At 69.6% G+C, this 18,484-nt stretch carries 21 protein-coding genes; 7 read left to right on the top strand and 14 right to left on the bottom strand.

Features of this window, described 5'->3' with window-relative positions; genetic code table 11:
- Positions 1–7 precede the first annotated feature (7 nt).
- The 5 genes from KV106_RS34620 to KV106_RS34600 form a co-directional block, all read right to left on the bottom strand.
- On the bottom strand, positions 8–1,165 hold the full coding sequence (locus KV106_RS34620; protein ID WP_261216262.1) for an acetyl-CoA acetyltransferase: 1,158 nt from the start codon (positions 1,163–1,165) through the stop codon (positions 8–10).
- Positions 1,162–1,539, bottom strand: coding sequence for a Zn-ribbon domain-containing OB-fold protein (locus tag KV106_RS34615; RefSeq protein ID WP_261216261.1), 378 nt, complete (start codon positions 1,537–1,539; stop codon positions 1,162–1,164). Before KV106_RS34615 ends, KV106_RS34620 begins: the two co-directional genes overlap by 4 nt.
- Positions 1,540–1,548: 9 nt before the next feature.
- A complete protein-coding gene (locus KV106_RS34610; RefSeq protein ID WP_261216259.1) occupies positions 1,549–2,331 on the bottom strand; it encodes an enoyl-CoA hydratase/isomerase family protein in 783 nt (260 codons plus the stop codon).
- Entirely contained in the window at positions 2,328–2,804 is a 477-nt protein-coding gene (locus tag KV106_RS34605; RefSeq protein ID WP_057589761.1) for a MaoC/PaaZ C-terminal domain-containing protein, read from the bottom strand. Before KV106_RS34605 ends, KV106_RS34610 begins: the two co-directional genes overlap by 4 nt.
- A gap of 111 nt (positions 2,805–2,915) precedes the next feature.
- Positions 2,916–3,662, bottom strand: coding sequence for an alpha/beta fold hydrolase (locus KV106_RS34600; protein WP_261216257.1), 747 nt, complete (start codon positions 3,660–3,662; stop codon positions 2,916–2,918).
- Between the two features lie 83 nt (positions 3,663–3,745).
- Between KV106_RS34600 and KV106_RS34595 the strand changes: the two genes are divergently transcribed.
- On the top strand, positions 3,746–4,144 hold the full coding sequence (locus KV106_RS34595; protein WP_261216256.1) for a helix-turn-helix domain-containing protein: 399 nt from the start codon (positions 3,746–3,748) through the stop codon (positions 4,142–4,144).
- 13 nt (positions 4,145–4,157) lie between these two features.
- Here the strand turns inward: KV106_RS34595 and KV106_RS34590 are convergent, their stop codons facing one another.
- From KV106_RS34590 to KV106_RS34580, 3 genes are all read right to left on the bottom strand, one after another.
- On the bottom strand, positions 4,158–5,192 hold the full coding sequence (locus tag KV106_RS34590) for an SDR family oxidoreductase (RefSeq protein ID WP_261216255.1): 1,035 nt from the start codon (positions 5,190–5,192) through the stop codon (positions 4,158–4,160).
- Positions 5,193–5,211: 19 nt separating this feature from the next.
- On the bottom strand, positions 5,212–6,198 hold the full coding sequence (locus KV106_RS34585; protein WP_261216254.1) for an AraC family transcriptional regulator: 987 nt from the start codon (positions 6,196–6,198) through the stop codon (positions 5,212–5,214).
- Between the two features lie 98 nt (positions 6,199–6,296).
- Positions 6,297–7,193: a DMT family transporter gene (locus KV106_RS34580; protein ID WP_261216253.1), complete on the bottom strand. Its 897-nt coding sequence runs from the start codon at positions 7,191–7,193 to the stop codon at positions 6,297–6,299.
- 106 nt (positions 7,194–7,299) lie between these two features.
- Here KV106_RS34580 and KV106_RS34575 point away from each other — a divergent pair, with 106 nt between their 5' ends.
- Positions 7,300–8,193, top strand: coding sequence for a LysR substrate-binding domain-containing protein (locus tag KV106_RS34575; RefSeq protein ID WP_261216251.1), 894 nt, complete (start codon positions 7,300–7,302; stop codon positions 8,191–8,193).
- Between the two features lie 18 nt (positions 8,194–8,211).
- Here KV106_RS34575 and KV106_RS34570 read toward each other — a convergent pair whose 3' ends face one another.
- Entirely contained in the window at positions 8,212–8,799 is a 588-nt protein-coding gene (locus KV106_RS34570; RefSeq protein ID WP_093352991.1) for a TetR/AcrR family transcriptional regulator, read from the bottom strand.
- 198 nt (positions 8,800–8,997) lie between these two features.
- Between KV106_RS34570 and KV106_RS34565 the strand changes: the two genes are divergently transcribed.
- Positions 8,998–10,119, top strand: coding sequence for a branched-chain amino acid ABC transporter substrate-binding protein (locus KV106_RS34565; RefSeq protein WP_261216250.1), 1,122 nt, complete (start codon positions 8,998–9,000; stop codon positions 10,117–10,119).
- Positions 10,120–10,128: 9 nt separating this feature from the next.
- Here the strand turns inward: KV106_RS34565 and KV106_RS34560 are convergent, their stop codons facing one another.
- Positions 10,129–10,959: a helix-turn-helix transcriptional regulator gene (locus KV106_RS34560; protein WP_261216249.1), complete on the bottom strand. Its 831-nt coding sequence runs from the start codon at positions 10,957–10,959 to the stop codon at positions 10,129–10,131.
- Between the two features lie 212 nt (positions 10,960–11,171).
- Between KV106_RS34560 and KV106_RS34555 the strand changes: the two genes are divergently transcribed.
- From KV106_RS34555 to KV106_RS34540, 4 genes are all read left to right on the top strand, one after another.
- Entirely contained in the window at positions 11,172–12,524 is a 1,353-nt protein-coding gene (locus KV106_RS34555; protein ID WP_261216247.1) for an aminotransferase class V-fold PLP-dependent enzyme, read from the top strand.
- The gene (locus KV106_RS34550) at positions 12,521–12,973 is read left to right on the top strand and encodes a RidA family protein (protein ID WP_261216245.1); all 453 of its coding nucleotides are present in this window, start codon (positions 12,521–12,523) and stop codon (positions 12,971–12,973) included. The genes KV106_RS34555 and KV106_RS34550 overlap by 4 nt, the downstream gene beginning before the upstream one ends.
- A 100-nt stretch (positions 12,974–13,073) precedes the next feature.
- On the top strand, positions 13,074–13,448 hold the full coding sequence (locus KV106_RS34545) for a type II toxin-antitoxin system Phd/YefM family antitoxin (protein WP_261216243.1): 375 nt from the start codon (positions 13,074–13,076) through the stop codon (positions 13,446–13,448).
- Positions 13,448–14,173: a hypothetical protein gene (locus KV106_RS34540; protein ID WP_261216241.1), complete on the top strand. Its 726-nt coding sequence runs from the start codon at positions 13,448–13,450 to the stop codon at positions 14,171–14,173. The genes KV106_RS34545 and KV106_RS34540 overlap by 1 nt, the downstream gene beginning before the upstream one ends.
- A 39-nt stretch (positions 14,174–14,212) precedes the next feature.
- On the opposite strand, the gene KV106_RS34535 is transcribed toward KV106_RS34540, so the two are convergent.
- The 4 genes from KV106_RS34535 to KV106_RS34520 all read right to left on the bottom strand — a co-directional run bounded on the left by KV106_RS34535 (position 14,213) and on the right by KV106_RS34520 (position 18,483).
- Positions 14,213–15,724, bottom strand: a complete 1,512-nt coding sequence (locus KV106_RS34535) for a tripartite tricarboxylate transporter permease (RefSeq protein ID WP_093352978.1) — start codon at positions 15,722–15,724, stop codon at positions 14,213–14,215.
- A gap of 40 nt (positions 15,725–15,764) precedes the next feature.
- Positions 15,765–16,253: a tripartite tricarboxylate transporter TctB family protein gene (locus KV106_RS34530; protein WP_261216236.1), complete on the bottom strand. Its 489-nt coding sequence runs from the start codon at positions 16,251–16,253 to the stop codon at positions 15,765–15,767.
- A 140-nt stretch (positions 16,254–16,393) separates the two neighbouring features.
- The gene (locus KV106_RS34525; RefSeq protein WP_261216232.1) at positions 16,394–17,761 is read right to left on the bottom strand and encodes a sensor histidine kinase; all 1,368 of its coding nucleotides are present in this window, start codon (positions 17,759–17,761) and stop codon (positions 16,394–16,396) included.
- Positions 17,758–18,483 carry a response regulator transcription factor gene (locus tag KV106_RS34520; protein WP_261216292.1) on the bottom strand — a complete coding sequence of 242 codons (726 nt, stop codon included), beginning with the start codon at positions 18,481–18,483 and terminating at the stop codon, positions 17,758–17,760. The genes KV106_RS34525 and KV106_RS34520 overlap by 4 nt, the downstream gene beginning before the upstream one ends.
- Position 18,484 lies beyond the last annotated feature (1 nt).

Below are 18,484 nucleotides of genomic sequence, written 5' to 3'. Positions count from 1 at the left end.
GGTGGGTTCAGAGCGTGGCGGCGGTGCCGAAGATCGCGGTGCATTGGCTCGACATGTAGCCGCCCGGCGCATGAGCCAGCGCGAGCTCGGCGCCGGCCACCTGGCGCGCGCCGGCATCGCCGCGCAGCTGCACCACCGACTCGATCGCGGTGTAGATGCCGAACATGCCGGGGTGGCCGAGCGAGAGTCCGCCGCCGCTGGTGTTCATCGGGAAGTCGCCGCCCGGCGAGGCACGGCCGCCATCGAGGAAGGCGCCGCCCTCGCCCTTGGCGCAGAAGCCCGTGTCCTCGGCGAAGATGATCGGCATGATCGTGAAGGCGTCGTAGAACTGCACCACGTCGATGTCCTTCGGGCCCACGCCGGCCTGCGCATAGGCGGTGGCCGACGACACGCTGGCCGCGGTGCGCACCAGGTCCGGCATCTGCGCGATGCTGCGGTGCGTGGCGGCCTCGCCCACGCCGAGCAGGTAGACCGGCTTGCGCCGCAACTGCGCGGCGCGCTCGGCCGAGACCACGACCAGCGCGCCGCCGCCGTCGGTCACGAGGCAGCAGTCGCGCACGGTGAAGGGATGCGCCACCGGCCGCGCCGCGATCACGTCCTCGATGCTCAGCGGCCCGGGATCGGGCGCATCGGTGTCGAGCCGCGCCCAGTCGCGCGCGCTCACCGCCACCTGCGCGAGCTGTTCGCGCGTGGTCCCGAACTCGTGCATGTGGCGCTGCGCGACCATCGCGTAGGCCGCGAGCGGGCCCGGGTAGCCGTAAGGCACTTCGTAGGGGTTGGGTTCGGAATGGGTCGCGAACTGTCCGCCCGCCGATTTCTGCGTGCTGCCGTAGGCGATCAGCGCCACAGAGCACAGGCCGGCCGCGATCGCGGCACGCGCATGGTTGAGGTGCGCGAGGAAGGCACCACCGCCGACCTGGGTCGAATCGGTGTAGCGCGGGCGCAGGCCCAGGTATTCGCACAGGCTCAGCGTCGGCATGAACAGCTGCAGCCCGGCCGCGAACACGCCGTCGACATCGGCCGGCGAGAGGCCCGCGTCGTCGAGCGCGCGCACCGAGGCCAGCGCCATCGCGTCGAGCGGCGAAGACAGGGCCGGCATCGTCGCGAAGCCGGTGCTGCCGATGCCGGCGATCGCGGCCGCGCCGCGCAGATTGGTTGCGGTCATGCGAGCGCTCCGAACACCACGCGGTGCGCGTCGTTCCAGGGCTCGATGCGCGCGGCCACGCGCAGGCCAATGCGCAGCGCGCCGGGCGCCGCATCGACCACGGTGGCCATCATGCGAAAGCCTTCGTCGAGATCGACCAGCGCGATGTTGAAGGCGCCGTCGCGCCGCTGCACTTGGGTGCAGGCGTGGACCGTGCCCTCGCCGCGGCTGGTGCGCCATTCGAGTTCGCCCGGCTGTCCACCCGGACCCACGGCCTGCGGCGGAAAGACCGCGCGGCCCGCGCCATGGTCGAACTGGTAGGCCAGCCGGCCTTCGGCCAGCGCGGCGAGGAACAGGGCGCGCGGCGAACGTGCTGCTTCGGGAGTTTGGGTCATGTCCATCGCCTAGCGTCCGATGAAGCGCGGCTTGCGCTTCTGCTGGAAGGCGCCGATGCCCTCGATGCCGTCGGGCCCGGCCAGCGCCTCGGCCTGCGCGATCGCCTCGAGCTCGAGCGTCTCCTCGAAGGAACGCGCGCGCGACAGGATGCGCTTCGACGCGGCGAAGGCGGCGGTCGGGCCGCTCGCGATCTCGCGCGCCATCCGCAGCGCGATCTCGTCGAGCGCCTCGGCCGCCACGCTGCGGTTCACGAGCCCCATGGCCGCGGCTTCGCGCCCCGAGAACAGGCGGCCCAGGAAGATCAGCTCAGCCGCGCGGTGCGGCCCGACGCGTTCGCGCAGGTGATGATGGCCGCCCGAATCGAGCACCGCGCCGATGTTGCGGAACGGGCTGCCGAGCAGCGCATCGTCGGCGACCAGCGCGATGTCGCAGGCCAGCGCGAGCCCGAAGCCGAAGCCCAGCGCGGGGCCCTGCACCGCGGCGATCGTCGGCACCGGGCAGTCGCGCACGGCGGCCAGCACCGGGTTGATCCGCTCGCGCAGGATCGCGAGCGTGTCGTCGGTGCCGGGATGCGTGTCCTTGAGATCGCGGCCGGCGCAGAAGGCATGGCGCGTGCCGCGCACCAGCACCACGCGCGCACCGGCCGACACGGCCTCGCCGATCGCATCGGCGATCGCCGTCATCTCGTCGAGGCGCAGGCTGTTCTTCGCGGCGGGCCGGTCGATCGCGATGACCGCGAGCGAGGACTCCAGCGTCAGGCGCACCGCGTCGGTGGAGATGGCGCCGCTCATCGCGCGGCTCCCTCAAAGGCCATCAGGATGCGCAGCTCGCTGGCCATCAGCAGCAACCCGTTCTGGTTGTGGACGTTCCACTGCAGCCGCACCACGCCATCGGTGCCGGGGCGCTTCACTGTCTTCTCGAGCACGGCGGCCTCCAGATGGATGGTGTCGCCGATGAAGGCCGGCGCGGTGAAGCGCAGCGCGTCGCTGCCGTAGTTCGCCACGATCGCCGGCGCCGCGGGCGGGATGCCGAGCCCGGCCGCATAGGCCAGCAGCATCAGCCCCGGCGCGATGCGCTGGCCGAAGCGCGTGCGCGCCGCATGGTGCGCGTCGGTGTGCAGCACGTACCAGTCGCCGGTCAGCGCGCACCACTGGAGGATGTCGGCTTCCGTGAGGGTGCGGCCACGCGAGCGGAAGCGCGCGCCCTCCTCGATCCGGTCGAAGTGCTGCTCCAGAAATCCGCAGGTGCTGGTGATGTCGGTCATCGTCTCTTTATTTAACCTTCCGGACGGAATATAAATGAAGACGAAGACCCGGCGGCAGCTAGGGCTTACCCGAAGCCGCGGGAAAAGGCGCGATCGAAAGGGGCGTGGTCGTCAGCCGCCGCGCGCCGGCGAGGCGGCGGCGTCGACGCGCGCGAGCCATCGCAAGAAGGCTTCGGCGACGGCCGCGGGCTGTTCCAGCGTCGACATGTGGCCGCACTGCGGCACCACGACGAGCTCGGCATCGCCGGGCAGCAAGCCCGCCATCTCCTCGCTCAGTGCCGGCGGCGTGATCTGATCCTCGCGGCCGCACAGCACCAGGGCCGGCGCCGTCAACGCAGGTAGCAGCTCGCGCGCGTCGCGGCGCTGCATCGCGGCCTTCTGCTGCCGCGTGAAGCCCTCGCCGCCGACCTGCCGCGCCATGTCGGCGAGCAGCTCGAGCAGCGTGCGGTCCTGCGCATGCGACGGATGGATCACGCGAGGCGTGAAGCTCTCGACCACCTGGGCGAAGCTCGCGCCGCCCGAGCTCAGCGCCGCCACCATCCGCCGCCGGTTCTGCGTGGCCTCTTCGGAATCGGCGCGCGCACCGGTGTCGAGCAAGGCGAGTCCCGCGATCCTGGAGCCGGCCTGCCGGCACACCTCGAGCGCGACGTAGCCGCCCAGCGAGAAACCCGCCACCGCGAAGCTTCCGTCGGGCATCGCGGCCAGCGCCGTGGCGGCCAGGGCCTCGATGGTGTCGGCCCCATCGGTCGGCGACACGACGACATCGCGCCCGGCGGGCAGCGCCCGCCGCAAAGGATCCCAGACGCGCGCGTCGTTCATGAGGCCGGGAAGCAGCAGCAGCGGTACGGTGTTCATCATGGCGAGTCCTCGGTTGGTGGCGCGTCGATGGGCTTGTTATAACTATGAAGTCGATTTCATAGTCAAGTCACCGGAGCCGCTTCATGTGGATCGCAGAGTTCTCGCAGCAGGCCGGCCTCAGCGTCGCCACCGTCCGCTTCTATGTGCGCAGCGGCCTGCTGCAGCCGAAGACGGGCCTGGCCGGCGGCACGCGGCCCTATCTCGAGTTCTCGCCACGCGACCTGCGGCTGGTGGCCGCGATCCGCGCGGGCCAGGCCATGGGCATGTCGCTCGCCGAGATCCAGTTGCTGATGAACGAGCGCCGAGCCGGCGGCCGCGGCCGCATGCTGCAGGCCATGGTCGCGCGGCGCGACAGGCTGCGCCAGCAGCAGAAAGAGTTGGCCGCGATGCTGCGCTTCGTCGACGCGAAGATCGCCTGGCTGCAGGCCGGCGCACCCGGGGTGCCGCCCGAGCCGCCGAAGATCGGCACGCGTTCGCCCTGAGCGGGCCGCGGGCTCAGGCCTTGAGCAATCCCCTGGCCAGCATGCTCTTCGCCGCCGCGGCGATGGCTTCGCGGGCGTCGCGTGGGGTCCAGCCGAGCACCTGCCTGGCCTTCTCGTTGGAGGTCTTCTTGGCGTAGCCGAGATCGGGAATGAAGGGGCGAAGCCCGGCATTGAAGAGCGCGACCACGCGCAACACGAAGTCCGGGATCGTGCGGGTCGGAACGCGCCTGGCCGATTCGCCGAGTGCGGCCTTGACGACGGCTCCGATCTCCCGCATCGCCAGCGCCTGGCCATTCGAGAGCAGGAAGCGTTCGCCCGCGGCCCCTGGACGGTCCATCGCCAGGATGTGCGCGCACGCCACGTCGCGCACGTCGACGACCGGGATGAACAGGTTCGGGAAACCCGGCATGTCCCCATCGAGCATGCGCTGAACCAGATGGTTGGCCCCCGAGATGTTCCTGCCCAGCACCGGGCCCATCACCGCGACGGGAAGCATGGTGGCGAGCTCCAGCCCGCCGCCCTCGGCGGCGATGAAGGACCATGCCGCGCGCTCGGCGAGGGTCTTGCTCCTGCCGTAGGCATCGACGCCGGGACCGTCGAGAACGGTCCAGTCGTTCTCGGTGAACGTGTGGGTGCCGTGGGGATGTCCCCAGCTCACGGCATGGAACGCGGAGGTGAGGACGACGCGCTTCACGCCCGCGTCGCGCGCGGCCCGCAGCACGCGCAGCGTGCCTTCGCGCGCGGGGGCGATCAGGTCGTCCTCGTTCGCCACGTGCCCGGGCTGCACCGGAGATGCCACATGCAGCACGAAATCGACATCGACCATGGCCTGCGCCCAGCCTTCGTCGCGCATGAGGTCGGCGGCGACGAAGCTCAGCCTGTCGCCGTGCACCATGCCCGCCTCCGCGAGCGACGCCCGCACCTCGGCCTCCCTGGCGAGCGATCGAACGGTGGTCCGCACGCGATGATCCTGCGCGAGGAGCTGGAGGATGCAGTGTCCGGCGATGAAGCCTGAGCCACCTGTGACGAGGACGCGTGTGGAGGTCATGGGAGGGTGCTTTCGTGGTTCATGCCTGGTCGGCGGTCTGACGCTCGCGCCAACGGGAAGGGGTGGTCCGCTCCCAGCCGCGAAACGCGCGGGCGAACGAATTGGGCTCGACGAAGCCGAGCAGCATGGCAATGGCCACCGGATCGAGCACCGTGTTGGCGAGCAGCCGTGTCGCCGTGGTGTGCCTCACCGCGGCGAGCTGCTGCTGGAAGCTCGTCTCGCATTCGTCCAGGCGGCGCTGGAGCGTGCGGCTGCTGAGGTGGAGCCGGCTCGCCACCGCCGCGATGCTGGGTTGCAGGCCTTCGCTCAACTGGCGCGCGATCGCCACGCGGGTCTCGGCCACGAGCAGGGACAGGCCCTCGCCGTGGGCCGCCCTCTGCTCGAGGCCCTCGAGCACCCGCGCGAAGGCCCCGCCGTCCGCCGTGACGAACGGCACGTCGAGCGCCGCGCGGTCGAACACCATCGCGTCGTGCGTGGCCCCGAAGACGATGGGGCATCCGAAGTGGCGGCGCAGCAGCGCCTGATGCCGGGGCCGACGCGCCAGTTCCAGTCGAAGGGGCGCGATCCGTCCGGCGCTGCCATGCCGCGCCAGCTCCCGCAGCGAGGCCATGGTCATGTCGACGAGCAGGCGCGGCACCTCGCTCGTCGCCAGCAGCCAGCGATAGCGCACCGTCGTCTGCTCGCCCACCGTCTCGACCTCGACGAGCTCGGGGCAGGTCAGTCGCTTGTAGCGCGAGAGGGCCGCAAGCGCGCGGCGAAAGTCGGGCGCGTGCAGCGCCACGATCGAGGCCACGCCATAGCCCCGGGCGATCCCTTCGGCACCGAAGCGAAGTCCCGCGGACGGGTCGTCGAACGCCTCGTCCGCCGCGGCCCAGATGCGGAAGAACTCGCTCGTGCTCCACGCGTTCGATGGCTTCACGCCGGCGCGCTCGCACAGCCGCTCGATGGGGAGTCCGGACTTTGCGAGAACGAGGGGAGACACCGAAAAAGTGTCATGGCGAGTCATGCGCAAAGAATAGGAGCGCGGGGAGCACCCGACAAATCCGATCGCGCCAAAAAGGGGACCGCAGGGATGCGGACCGTTGGCCGACGGCTTGCAGAAAGCTACCGTGCGCGCCGCACCAAAGTCCCGATCGCGATGCCCGCCACGATCAGCCCCGTCGCCAGCAGCAGCGCGCCATCGGGCCTTTCGCCCAGCGCGAGGTCGGCCGCCAGCAGCCCCACCACCGGCACGCCCAGCAACCCCATCGAGGTCACGGAGGCCGGCAGGTCGCGGTTCACGGTGTTCATCGCCCAGTAGGCCAGCACGGTGCCGATGAGGTTGCTGTAGCCCAGCAGCGCGATCAGCTCCATCGACCACGCGATGCGCGGCACGCCCTCGATGGCCAGCGCGAGCAGCAGTTGCGCGATGCTCGCCAGCAGCATCTGCCAGGGCAGCAGCTGGAACGGCGGCGTGGTCCACCGATGGGCGCGTCCGTAGACGATGCAGGCGGCCCAACAGGCCGCGGCCAGGAGGATCAGACCGTGGCCGCGCACCACGTCGGCATCGCGCCAGTCGACGGCCGCGGGCTGCAGCAGCACCAGCAGCCCCGCCACGCCGAGCCCCAGGCCGGCGGCGCGGCGCGCGGTGAAGGCTTCGCCGAGGAAGAAGCGGGCCGCGGGCAGCACCCACAGCGGCGTGGTGTAGGCCAGCACCACCGAGCGGCCCGCGCTCAGGTACTGCAAGCCCAGCGCGGCCAGCACCGAGAAGGCCACCATGTGCAGCAGGCCGACGCTCAGGATCACCGGCAGGTCGTGCCGCGTGGGCACGGCCAGCCGGCCCGAGGCCGGCAGCACCACCCACAGCACGATGCACGCCGGCACCATGCGCAGGGTGGTGGCCCAGATCGGCGTCACGTGTTCCAGCACCACCTTGCCGACGCTCCAGTTGACGCCCCAGGCACCGATGACGATCGCGAGGAGAAGGACGGCGGTGCCGCGCGGCGAGGCGTTCGAGGACATGGCTGACGGTGGGCAGGGGATGGAGCGGAAGCCGCTCAAGATAAGCCGGTTCCCCTCCCTTCGCCAGCGATCCTTCTCTACACTGGCCGTGAAATCAATTCACACCATGGACCTCCAGCAACTCCCCCCGCTGACGGCCCTGCGCGCCTTCGCCGCGGCCGCGCAGGCCGGCAGCGTGGTCGGCGCGGCCGACAAGCTCAGCGTCACGCACAGCGCGGTGAGCCACCAGCTCCGGCTCATCGAATCGTGGCTCGGCTGCAAGCTGTTCGACCGCCATGCCGCGGGCGTGACGCTGACCGACGCCGGCCGGCGGCTGTTCGCGAGCACCGCGCGGGCGCTCGACGACATCGGCACGGTCTGCGCCGAGATCCGCGGCCAGCGGCCCGCCACCGCGCTGACGCTGGCCTGCCCCGGCAGCTTCATGCTGCAGTGGCTGATCCCGCGGCTCGACGATTTCGAGGCGCGGCATCCGCAGGTCGTGCTCAACCTGCAGACCGGCAGCGACCTCGGCCGGCTGCGCGCGGGGCATATCGATGCGCTGGTCTACTGCGGCCGAGGGACGCATCCGCGCGAGGTGAGCGAGATCCTGCTGGCCGACAACGACATCGGGCCGATCTGCACGCCCGCGCAGGCGAAGACGCTGGCCCGGCCACGGGACGTGCTGTCGCACGCGCTGCTCGGCACCGAGTCCTATCCGGCCGGCTGGACGATCTGGGCGCAGGCCAATGGGCTGGACGCCGCGCGACTGCGGCCGCGGCGTTCCTTCGGCCAGTGGATCTACATGATCCAGGCCGCCATCGCCGGGCTCGGCGTGGGCATCGCGCCCTCCGTGCTGGTGCGCGAGGAGCTCGCGCAGGCGCGCATCGCGGCCCCGCTCGGCTTCGTGCCCAGCGGCGACCGCATCTCGCTGTGCGTGCTCAGGCGCCGCGCGCAGGAGCCGGCCATCGCCGCGCTCGCCGACTGGCTCGGCACGCTGCACGGCCAGCCAACGGCTGGTTGATCCCGCGGCCGCGCACGCCTACACGATGCCGTGCAGGCACATGTCGCTCGCCTGGTCGGCCAGCGTCTCGAGGCTCAGGCGCCCGGTGGGCTGGTACCAGGTGTAGGTCCAGTTCAGCATGCCGTACATCAGCATCGCGTGCGTGGTCGCGGCCTGGCGGTCCTTGAACTTCTGCGCGTTGATCTCGCGCAGCAGCGCGCACAGGAAGCCCACGAGCTTCTGCTCGTTGGCATTCACCTGCGCGCGCACCTCCTCGGGCAGGTGGTAGACGTCCTCGATCAGCACGGTGTGGCGGTCGCGCTGCTCGTAGTAGTACTTGAGGTGCGCGAGGAAGTAGTTGCGCAGCCGCGCGCGCGGATCGATGGGCGCCGACACCAGGTCCGAGGCGATCGCCACCAGCGCGCTCACGTGCTCGCCGAGCATCTCCGCGAGCATCGCTTCCTTCGACGGGAAGTAGTGGTACATGCGCGACTTCGACGCGTTGCAGGCGGCGCCGATGTCGATGATGTTGGTGTTGCGAAAGCCGTTCTTGGCGAAGAGGGACGCGGCCACGTCGAGGATCGTGGCTCGGATGTCGTCGAAGTTCTCGGATTTGGTTCTGGCCATGTCGGCATCGCCCGCAAAAGAAAAATGGTTCGTTCGAAACACCCGCGCATCGCGCATGTTTCGTCCGCCTGCCCTGTACGCAGCCGGGCGAAACAGCGAAATTTATTCCGTCCGGACGGCCTACTCTAACCGAGGCCTCGCGACCTCGCGGCGGGGCCCTTCCTGATCTCCCGATCCACCCGCCCCACGGAGCCGCGCATGAATCCCTCGCCACGCCTCGCCCTCGCTTCGCTCGTCGTCGCCATCGCCACCACCGCGCAGGCGCAGGATGCGCCCGTGCGCATCGGCATCGCCGCGCCGCTGACCGGTGCCATCGCCCATCTCGGCAAGGACATGGAGAACGGCGCGCGGCTCGCCATCGAGGACCTCAACGCGCAGGGCCTCGCGATCGGCGGCCGCCGACTGCGCTTCGAGGCAGTGGTCGAGGACGACCGGGCCGATCCCGCCAGCGCCACCACCGTGGCGCAGAAGCTGGCCGACATGCAGGTCAACGGCGTCGTCGGCCACCTCAACTCGGGCACCACCATTCCCGCGGCCCGCGTCTACAACGACGCCGGCATCCCGCAGGTTGCACCGGCCGCGACCAACCCGCAGTACACGCGCGCCGGCTACAAATTCGCCGCGCGGCTCATGGCCACCGACGTGCAGCAGGCCGATGGCATCGCCGGCTACGTCGCGCGCACGCTGAAGGCGAAGACCGCCGCCGTGATCGACGACCGCACCGCCTACGGCCAGGGCCTGGCCGACCAGGTGGTGGCCGACCTCGGCAAGGCGCAGGTCAAGGTGCTCAAGCGCGAGTTCGGCACCGACCGCGCGACCGACTTCTCGGCCATCCTCACCACCCTGCGCGGCCTCAAGCCCGACGTGATCGTCTACGCGGGCGCCGACGCGCAGGCCGCGCTGGTCAACCGGCAGATGAAGCAGCTCGGCCTGAACGCGACCTTCATCGCGGGCGACGGCGTGTGCACCGGCGAATGGAGCAAGCTCGCGGCCGGCGCCAACGAAGCCGCCTACTGCTCGCAGGCCGGCGCGCCACGCGAGGCCATGGCCGCCTTCGCGGCCTTCAACCAGCGCTACAAGGCGCGCTTCGGCACCGACGTGATCGTGTTCGCGCCCTATGCCTACGACGCGGTGATGGTGCTGGTGGAAGCGATGAAGAAGGCCGGCTCCACCGATCCCGCGGTGTACGGACCGAAGCTCGCGGGCGTGACGCTCACCGGGTTGATCGGGCCGATCGCCTTCGATGCGCGCGGAGACAACCTGCGGGGCACGGTGACGATCTATCAGGTGCGTGGGGGGAAGCTGGTGGTGGCGCCGTAGTGCTCGGTCCTACTTCGTGAACCCCTCGCGCTTGCGAATCTCATCGAGGTAGTTGTAGATCGAGAAGCGCGACATGTCGAGCGCCGCCGCCGCGCGGCCCACGCTGCCCTTCACGATGAAGAGGCCGCGCCGCAGCATCTCCTCGACGGCGTGCACCTTCTCCTCCTTGTTCATGAGCTGCACCGGCTTGCCGAAGGTGCGGATCGCCGAGCGGATGATCTCGCCCATCAGCAGGTCCATGTCGGGCGATTCCTCGCGCGACTCGGGCGCCGCCGCGGGTGCGGGCGCGCCCTGGATCGCATGCTCGAGCCAGGCGTGCGCGAGCTTGAACACGGTGAGGTCGGCGTTCATGCACAGCGCCGCGAAGGGCGTGCCGTCGGCATCGCGGTAGATCACGGTGGCCGACTTCAGCGGCGTGCCGGTGCCGGTCAGCGTGGGATAGACGTTGACCACCGAGTGGCCGCTGCCCGAGAGGTCGGTGGCGGCCGACCAGGCGGCGCCGAAGGCGCGGTCGTCCTTCGGGCCGCTGAGGATCGTGCTGCCGACCTTGCGGCCCGACACATGGCCGTTGGCGATCGCGACCACCGAGGCATCGGGCTGCGTCAGGTCGTGCAGCACCAGTTCGGTGTTCGGCCCGAGCATGCGCCCCATCATCTCCACCACGGGCTTGAGCACCTCGACGATGCGCCGGCGCTCCTCGGCGATGGCCGGCGACACGGTCGCGGCCTTCGAGGGCTTGGCCGCGCGCTGGCGTGCGCGCGGAGCCAGGGACTTCGGCGGCGGCTGCTGCGCGGTCGAACGGGAGCTGGAGGTCTCTGCGGTCTTGCGGGTGGCTGGCATGGACACGAAAGTCGAAGGAAGGTCGAAGGGGAGTGAAAGCCCTGATCTCCGACTTCAACAAATTGTTGAATACTTGATCTGGCGTTGATTCTGGCACATGTCTTGCGGGTCCGGCCGGCCCTGGGGTCCGCCCGAAACGACGCGGCAACTGTAGGGCAAGGTGCGCCCAGAAATTCAACATTTCGTTGATACATCAACAAGGAATTCATATCATGCCGAGTTCGAACCATCCCGCCGCCGCCATCGCGGCGCCCCTGCCGGCCTCGCCGCCGGCCACCTCCCGCCGCCACTGGCTCAAGTCCCTCGGCGGCGCCTCCGTCGCGGGCGTGCTCGGCAGCCAGCTCGTCGCCTGCGGCGGCGGCTCGGGTTCGTCGGGCGGTTTCCTGCCCTTCGCCTCGGCCGCGCCGCCGCCGGCCCCACCGGGCGACACGCCCACCTTGCCGGCCAAGGCGCTGTTCCCCGGCGTGGCCGACCGCGTGTACCTCAACGGCGCCGCCGACCACCCGTGGAACCAGTACGCCACCGATGCGCTGAGCTCCTACGCGCAGTCCAAGCTCTCGCTCGCGAGCGGCAGCGCGACCGCCACCGCGAAGTTCGCGGCGCTGATCAATGCCGATGCCGACGAGATCGCCTACGTGCCCAGCACCTCGATGGGGGAGTACCTCGTGACGCGCGCGCTCGGCCTGCCCGAATCGGGCGGCCGCGTGGTCACCGATGCGCTGCACTTCGTCGGCTCGTTCTACATGTACGAGCAGTACCGGCTGCGCGGCCTCGACGTGCTCACGGTGCCGATGGACGCCAACCACCGCATCGCGCTGGCCGACCTCGACAAGGCCATCTCGCCGGGCACCAAGCTGGTGGCCATCTCGCACGTGTCGCTCTACAACGGCTTCACGCACGACCTCAAGGCCGTGTGCGACCTCGCGCATTCGCGCGGCGCGCTGGTCTACGTCGACCTGATCCAGTCGGCCGGCGCGGTGCCGGTGGACGTGAAGGCGGCGGGCGTCGACTTCGCGGGCTGCGGCACCTACAAGTGGCTGATGGGCGACTTCGGCTTCGCCTTCCTCTACGTGCGCAAGAGCCTGCTGCCCAAGCTGCAGCGGCCCTGGTACGGCTACCGCCAGACGCGCAACTTCGCGGCGCCGATCCTGCACGTCTATCCGCTCGACCCGCCCGGCAGCGTGCCCTACGAGAGCGTGCAGATCGATTCGGTGTCGGGCTACTTCAGCGGCTCGTTCCCGGCCTCCTCGATCGAAGCGGCCTGCGCGGCGTCCATCGACTGGATCCAGAGCGTGGGCGTCGACAAGATCCAGGCCTGGCGCAAGCCGATGACCGATGCGCTGCAGACCGGCCTGCGCGCCAAGGGTTTCCAGGTGGTGACGCCGCCCGACAGCAGCTCGCCGATCGTGACCTTCGCCTATGCCAATGCCGCGCAGCTCGCGAGCCGGCTCGCACCCGACAAGATCGAGATCACCCTGCGCGCCAACCATGCACGCATCTCGCCGTCCGTCTACAACGACATGAACGACATCGCCAGATTCCTCGCCGCGATCGGAACGCCATGAAACGCCACACCCTCTTCGGCGGCGCCGCGCTGGCCTGCCTCGTGCTCGCGACCAGCGCCTGCGGCGTCGCGCCGCGCCACCTCAACTCGGGCAAGGTGCTGCCCACCACCCTGCCCTTCTCCGAGGCCGTGCAGGTCGGCCGCACGCTCTACCTGTCGGGCCAGATCGGCAACCTGCCCGGCAGCCTCAAGCTGCCACCGGGCGGCATCGGTCCCGAGTCGAAGCAGGTGATGGAGAACATCAAGACCACGCTCGAGGCGCATGGCCACACCATGGCCGACGTGGTGAAGTGCACCGCCATGCTGGCCGACATGAGCGAGTGGGGAGCCTTCAACGAGGTCTACAAGGGCTACTTCACCGAAGGCCGGTATCCGGCGCGCAGTGCCTTCGGTGCGACCGCGCTGGCTTTCAATGCGCGGATCGAGGTGGAGTGCATCGCGGCGAAGTAGCGCCGCTCTGCTTCAGCGCCAGGTTCGGCCGGAATTCCGTCCAATGAGAGAAAAATGTGCATTTGTTCTAAAATGCACACTTCCACTCCAGGACCGTTGCATGCAAGTCGTGACCGCCACCGACGTCAAGAGCCAGCTTGGCGAGCTTTTCGATGCCGTCGAGAAGGATGAGGGCGCCAGCATCCTGATCGAGAGAAATCGCCGCCCCGCGGCGATGCTCTTGAATGCTCACGTGGCCGAGAAGGCCATCTTGGGGGCCTACGCCCACGGCGTGCTGCCGCGCGCCATCGCCATGCAGCAGCTCGGCCTGGACTGGTACGGCGATCTGCTGCAGCGTATGAATCTCCATGGCATCGAGCATCCGTCTGCCTCGGTCGAGGACGCGCGTGTCATGAAGCAAGCGGCGGATGACGCGCTGCGATCCCTGGATGAAACCGGTGCGTCTACCGCTCGCTCCAGGAAGGCGAGAGGGTAATGGCCGAGAAAATCCGCATCGTCCTCCCGGACACGGGCCCGCTGATCACGCTCGCCCACGCCAATGCGCTCGAAGTGCTGCTGGCCTTCGATGCGCAACAGGTCCAGCTCGTCGTCACCGACATGGTGGAGTTCGAGGCCACGAGGCATCGCAGCACGCGCGAGGATGCGCAGCGAATCTCCGACTTCCTCGAGAAACACGCCGGGCGGATCGTCATCGAGAAGACCGTCTTCGGACAGATGGCGATCTCAGCGGCGCGCATCTACGAGCGGTACATGGAAAGCCAGCAGTTGCGAGACTTCTACGCGACCAGCAACATGCCGGCTCCGTCACCGTTGGCACCCAACAGCGGAGAGCTCTCCATCAACAGCTACGTGTCCGAACTCATCGGACAACCGCCCGGGCCACCTTGCCTGGTCATCGCCGAAGACGACTTCTTCCTGCGAGCCACGCCCGGTGCGCTTCCTGGCAATGCACACATCATCTCGACGGCCACGTTGCTGGCGAAGCTGGAGGAACTGGACCCCCGGTTCAAGGCACGCGACGTACTGGACGCCGCAAGACACTACAAGGGCCGCGAGCCCAACCGCGCCACGGTCGACTCGCCAGCTTCCAAGGTCAAGGGCGGCAGCACCTGGGACGCTACCGTCGCCGCCGCCCAGTTGACCACCAAGCTCACGAAGAAAGGGAATCCCCGGATGAAGGGCTCGGGCAGCGGGTCATAAGCACCCGCTTTTGCCCAGCCCCCGGAGGTAGCTTCTCATTCAATCCTCGACGAACGCCTCTTCCCGCTTCGCCTTCACCGAAGGCAGCAGCACCACCACTAGCAGCAGCAGCGCCGCCGCGAGCAGTCCGGCCGACAGCGGCCGCGTGACGAACACGCTCCAGTCGCCGCGCGACAGCAGCAGCGCGCGCCGCAGGTTCTCTTCCATCATCGGCCCGAGGATGAAGCCCAGCAGCAGCGGCGCGGGCTCGCACTTGAGCTTGAGGAACAGGTAGCCCACGATGCCGAAGATCGCGACCATCCAGACGTCGAAGGTGTTGTTGTTCTCCGAGTACACGCCCACCGCGCAGAACAGCACGATCGAGGGGAACAGCCACTTGTAGGGAATGGTCAGCAGCTTGATCCAGATGCCGATCATCGGCAGGTTCAACACGATCAGCATCAGGTTGCCGATCCACATCGAGGCGATCAGCCCCCAGAACAGTTCGGGGTTGCTGGTCATGACCTGTGGGCCCGGCTGGATGTTGTGGATCGTCATCGCGCCCACCATCAGCGCCATCACGGCATTGGGCGGGATGCCCAGCGTCAAGAGCGGAATGAAGGAGGTCTGCGCACCGGCGTTGTTGGCCGACTCGGGGCCCGCCACGCCGCGGATGTTGCCCTTGCCGAACGGCACTTCGCCGTTCTTGAGCTTGATCTTCTTCTCGATGGTGTAGGCCGCGAAGGCCGACAGCAGCGCGCCGCCGCCGGGCAGGATGCCCAGGGCCGAGCCGAGGGCGGTGCCGCGCAGCACCGCGGGCGTCATGCGGCGGAAGTCTTCCTTGGTGGGCCACAGGCCCTTGACCTTGGCGGTGAAGACCTCGCGCTCGTGCTCGGGCACCGCGAGGTTGGCGATGATCTCTCCGTAGCCGAACACGCCCATGGCGATGGCGATGAAGCCGATGCCGTCGGTGAGTTCGGGAATGTCGAAGCTGTAGCGCGCCACGCCCGAGTTCACGTCTGTGCCCACCAGCCCCAGCGCGAGGCCGAGCAGGATCATGGTGATGGCCTTGAGCAGCGAGCCCGAAGCCAGCACCACGGCGCCGATCAGGCCCAGGATCATCAGCGAGAAGTATTCGGCCGGGCCGAACTTGAAGGCCAGTTCGGTCAGCGGCGGCGCGAAGGCGGCCAGGATCAGCGTGCCCACGCAACCGGCGAAGAACGAGCCCAGGCCGGCCGCAGCGAGCGCGGGCCCGGCCCTCCCCTTGCGCGCCATCTGGTAGCCGTCGATCACCGTCACCACCGAGGACGACTCCCCTGGCAGGTTCACGAGAATCGCGGTGGTCGATCCACCGTACTGCGCGCCGTAGTAGATGCCGGCCAGCATGATGAGCGCCGACACCGGGGGCAGCGCATAGGTCGCGGGCAGCAGCATCGCGATGGTCGCGACGGGGCCGATGCCCGGCAGCACGCCAATCAGGGTGCCCAGCAGGCAGCCGACGAAGGCGTAGACCAGGTTCTGCGCCGTGAAGGCGACGCCGAAGCCGATCGAGAGGTTGGTGATCAGGTCCATGGTTCTCTTGTCTTGTCTTTTCGTTCTTCTTGTAGCGAGATCAGCCGGCGATGAAGGTCGGCCAGACCTGGAACTGCAGCTTGAGCGCGACCACGAAGGCCAGGTAGCTGCCGAGCGCGAGCACGGTGGCCAGCACCGTCACGCCCTTCCAGCCGAAGTTGTCGCCCGCGAGGCTGGCAATGAAGGTCAGCGCATAGATCGCGACGATCAGCCCCATCGACGGCAGGCCGATGCTCGGCAGTCCGCCCAGCAGCACGCCGAAGGTGAGGTTGGCGCCGATGATGAACACCAGCGGCTTCCAGGCGATGCGCCCGATCGGCTCGCCGTCGTCGGTCTCCACCGACAGCGCCTTGAGCGTGATCAGCACGCCCATCAGCGCGATCAGGATGCCCACGATCAGGGGAAAGTAGCCCGGGCCCATGCGGGCGCCGGTACCGACGTTGTAGGTCGTGGCGCCCCATGCGAAGGCCACGCCGAAGGCGCTGAAGAGCACGCCCGAGCAGAAGTCTCTCTGACTCTTGATTCTCACCGTTGATGTCTCCTGGGATATTGCTGGGACCGCGGCGCGGCCCGTGCGGCTGGCACGAGAAAGTGCGAGCCGCCGATCCTAGGAATTCGCGGGGTTGCCGTGCGTGAACACAACATTGCCGTTCGGCAATGTGGCGCGCCTCAGTCCTCGCCGGGCAGGTCGATGCGCGCGCGCAGCCCGGGCGCGGCGTCCTCGAACGCGAGCTGGCCGCCATGCAGCGCGATCACCGCGCGCACGCTGGCCAGGCCCAGGCCATGGCCCGGCGTGCTGCGGTCGAGCCGGTGGAAGCGCACGCCGATGCGCTCGCGCTCCGCGGCCGGTATGCCCGGTCCGTCGTCCTGCACGAAGAGCTGCGCGCGGCCGTTCACGGTCCGCGTGCCGATGCGCACCACCGCGCCGGCGCCGCAGTACTTGAGCGCGTTGTCGACCAGGTTGGCGACCGCGCCCGCGAGCAGGTCGCGGTCGCCGAGCGCCGTGGCCGCCTCGCACGGTTCACGCCGCAGCGCGATGCCCTGCACCTCGGCCACGGCCTCGTAGAGCTCGGCCACGTCGTCGGCGATCACGTCGAGCGCCACCGGCGCGAACTGCTGGCGCCGCGCGCCCGCCTCCACCTCGGCGATCTGCAGCAGCTTCTCGAACACCACCGCGAGTTCCTCAAGCTCGCGGATCGCGGCCGCCACGGCGCCGCGCTGCGCATCGTCGGCCGGCAGGCCCTGCTCCACCGCGCGCAGCCGCACCAGCACGCGCGTGAGCGGCGTGCGCAGGTTGTGGGCGATGGTGTTGGAGACATGGCGCACGCCGTCCATCAGCGACTCGATGCGGTCGAGCATGGCGTTGATGTCGTGCTCGAGCAGCGCGAACTCGTCCTCCTCGCCCGAGGGCGCGACGCGCTCCTGCAGCTCGCCGGCCGCGATGCGCGCGGCCGTGCGCCGCACCGCGCCCACGCTGCGCTCCAGTTCCTGCCGGAACACGAAGGTGCCGCCGATCAGCAGCAGCACCGCGACGATGCCGGCCGCCGCGCTCGCGCTCGCCACCAGCGACTCGATCGACTCCTGGTCGCGCAGGTCGTGCCCCACCACCAGCATGCCGCCGTCGGGCAGCGGCCGCATCACGAGATAGGCGATGGCGCCCTGGCCGCCGCGCAGCACGCGCCGGTGCACGCCGTCGCCCGCGTCGGGCGAACTCGAGGGCATCTGGTCGAGGTTGCCCGCGAGCTTGCGGCCCTCGCGGTCCACCAGCAGGTAGACCTCGTTGTCGGAATGGCGGTCGTCGGCCAGCAGGTGGGTGATCTCGCCCGCCACGCCCTCGGCGCCGCGCGCCTCGTGGCGCACCACCAGCTGCTGCACGTTGGCCGCCACCTGGCGCACCATGCGCTGCTGCAGCACGCCCACGGTCTGCATGTAGACGATCGCCAGCGAGGCCAGCATGGTGATCGCCACCAGCAGCCCGTAGTAGAAGGCCAGCCGGAAGCCGACCGAGCGCCAGAGCTGGCGCAGCGAGGGGATCATCGGCGCGCGGGCGCGGCGGCCGGCGCGGCTTCGGGTTCGGGCTCGGGCGGCGCCAGCCGGTAGCCCGCGCCGCGCACCGTCTGGATCAGGGTCGGCGCGCCGCCCGCGTCGAGCTTGCCGCGCAGCCGGCTCACCTGCACGTCGATGACGTTGGTCTGCGGATCGAACTGGTAGTCCCACACCGCCTCGAGCAGCATGGTGCGCGTGACCACCTGGCCCGGATGCATCATGAGGTAGGCCAGCAGGCGGAACTCGCGCGGCTGCAGCGCGATGGGGCGGCCCGCGCGCTTCACCTGCCGGCTCGCGAGGTCGATGGACAGGTCGGCCACCTCGAGCGTGCGGATCTCGGGCCCGGTGCGCGAGCGCCGCACCAGCGCCTCGGCGCGCGCGGCCAGCTCCGAGAACGCGAAGGGCTTGGCCAGGTAGTCGTCGCCGCCGGCCTTGAGGCCGCGCACGCGCTCGTCGAGCGCGCTCAGCGCGCTGAGCACCAGCACCGGCGTCTTCTTGCCGAGCGCGCGCAGGGTGGCGAGGATCGACAGGCCGTCGACCTCGTTCGGCAGCATGCGGTCGAGGATCACGAGGTCCCAGGCTTCGCTGGTGGCGCGCGCCAGTGCATCGGTGCCGTCGCGGCTGATCACCGCCACGTGGCCGAGCGCGCGGAAGCCTTCGGCGATGTAACGGGCGTTGTCGGCGTCGTCCTCGACGATGAGGCAACGCCACAGG

The sequence above is a fragment of the Variovorax endophyticus genome (assembly GCF_025376855.1).
In the GTDB taxonomy this organism is placed as follows: domain Bacteria; phylum Pseudomonadota; class Gammaproteobacteria; order Burkholderiales; family Burkholderiaceae_C; genus Variovorax.
The sequence above is the reverse complement of the archived record's forward strand: the minus strand, read 5'-3'. Positions and strand labels throughout refer to the sequence as shown.

Bases quoted from the DNA above. Each gene is read 5' to 3' on its own strand.
- KV106_RS34620 (WP_261216262.1), bottom strand. From the start codon at position 1,165: ATGACCGCAACCAATCTGCGCGGCGCGGCCGCGATCGCCGGCATCGGC.
- KV106_RS34615 (WP_261216261.1), bottom strand. From the start codon at position 1,539: ATGACCCAAACTCCCGAAGCAGCACGTTCGCCGCGCGCCCTGTTCCTC.
- KV106_RS34610 (WP_261216259.1), bottom strand. From the start codon at position 2,331: ATGAGCGGCGCCATCTCCACCGACGCGGTGCGCCTGACGCTGGAGTCC.
- KV106_RS34605 (WP_057589761.1), bottom strand. From the start codon at position 2,804: ATGACCGACATCACCAGCACCTGCGGATTTCTGGAGCAGCACTTCGAC.
- KV106_RS34600 (WP_261216257.1), bottom strand. From the start codon at position 3,662: ATGATGAACACCGTACCGCTGCTGCTGCTTCCCGGCCTCATGAACGAC.
- KV106_RS34595 (WP_261216256.1), top strand. From the start codon at position 3,746: ATGTGGATCGCAGAGTTCTCGCAGCAGGCCGGCCTCAGCGTCGCCACC.
- KV106_RS34590 (WP_261216255.1), bottom strand. From the start codon at position 5,192: ATGACCTCCACACGCGTCCTCGTCACAGGTGGCTCAGGCTTCATCGCC.
- KV106_RS34585 (WP_261216254.1), bottom strand. From the start codon at position 6,198: ATGACTCGCCATGACACTTTTTCGGTGTCTCCCCTCGTTCTCGCAAAG.
- KV106_RS34580 (WP_261216253.1), bottom strand. From the start codon at position 7,193: ATGTCCTCGAACGCCTCGCCGCGCGGCACCGCCGTCCTTCTCCTCGCG.
- KV106_RS34575 (WP_261216251.1), top strand. From the start codon at position 7,300: ATGGACCTCCAGCAACTCCCCCCGCTGACGGCCCTGCGCGCCTTCGCC.
- KV106_RS34570 (WP_093352991.1), bottom strand. From the start codon at position 8,799: ATGGCCAGAACCAAATCCGAGAACTTCGACGACATCCGAGCCACGATC.
- KV106_RS34565 (WP_261216250.1), top strand. From the start codon at position 8,998: ATGAATCCCTCGCCACGCCTCGCCCTCGCTTCGCTCGTCGTCGCCATC.
- KV106_RS34560 (WP_261216249.1), bottom strand. From the start codon at position 10,959: ATGCCAGCCACCCGCAAGACCGCAGAGACCTCCAGCTCCCGTTCGACC.
- KV106_RS34555 (WP_261216247.1), top strand. From the start codon at position 11,172: ATGCCGAGTTCGAACCATCCCGCCGCCGCCATCGCGGCGCCCCTGCCG.
- KV106_RS34550 (WP_261216245.1), top strand. From the start codon at position 12,521: ATGAAACGCCACACCCTCTTCGGCGGCGCCGCGCTGGCCTGCCTCGTG.
- KV106_RS34545 (WP_261216243.1), top strand. From the start codon at position 13,074: ATGCAAGTCGTGACCGCCACCGACGTCAAGAGCCAGCTTGGCGAGCTT.
- KV106_RS34540 (WP_261216241.1), top strand. From the start codon at position 13,448: ATGGCCGAGAAAATCCGCATCGTCCTCCCGGACACGGGCCCGCTGATC.
- KV106_RS34535 (WP_093352978.1), bottom strand. From the start codon at position 15,724: ATGGACCTGATCACCAACCTCTCGATCGGCTTCGGCGTCGCCTTCACG.
- KV106_RS34525 (WP_261216232.1), bottom strand. From the start codon at position 17,761: ATGATCCCCTCGCTGCGCCAGCTCTGGCGCTCGGTCGGCTTCCGGCTG.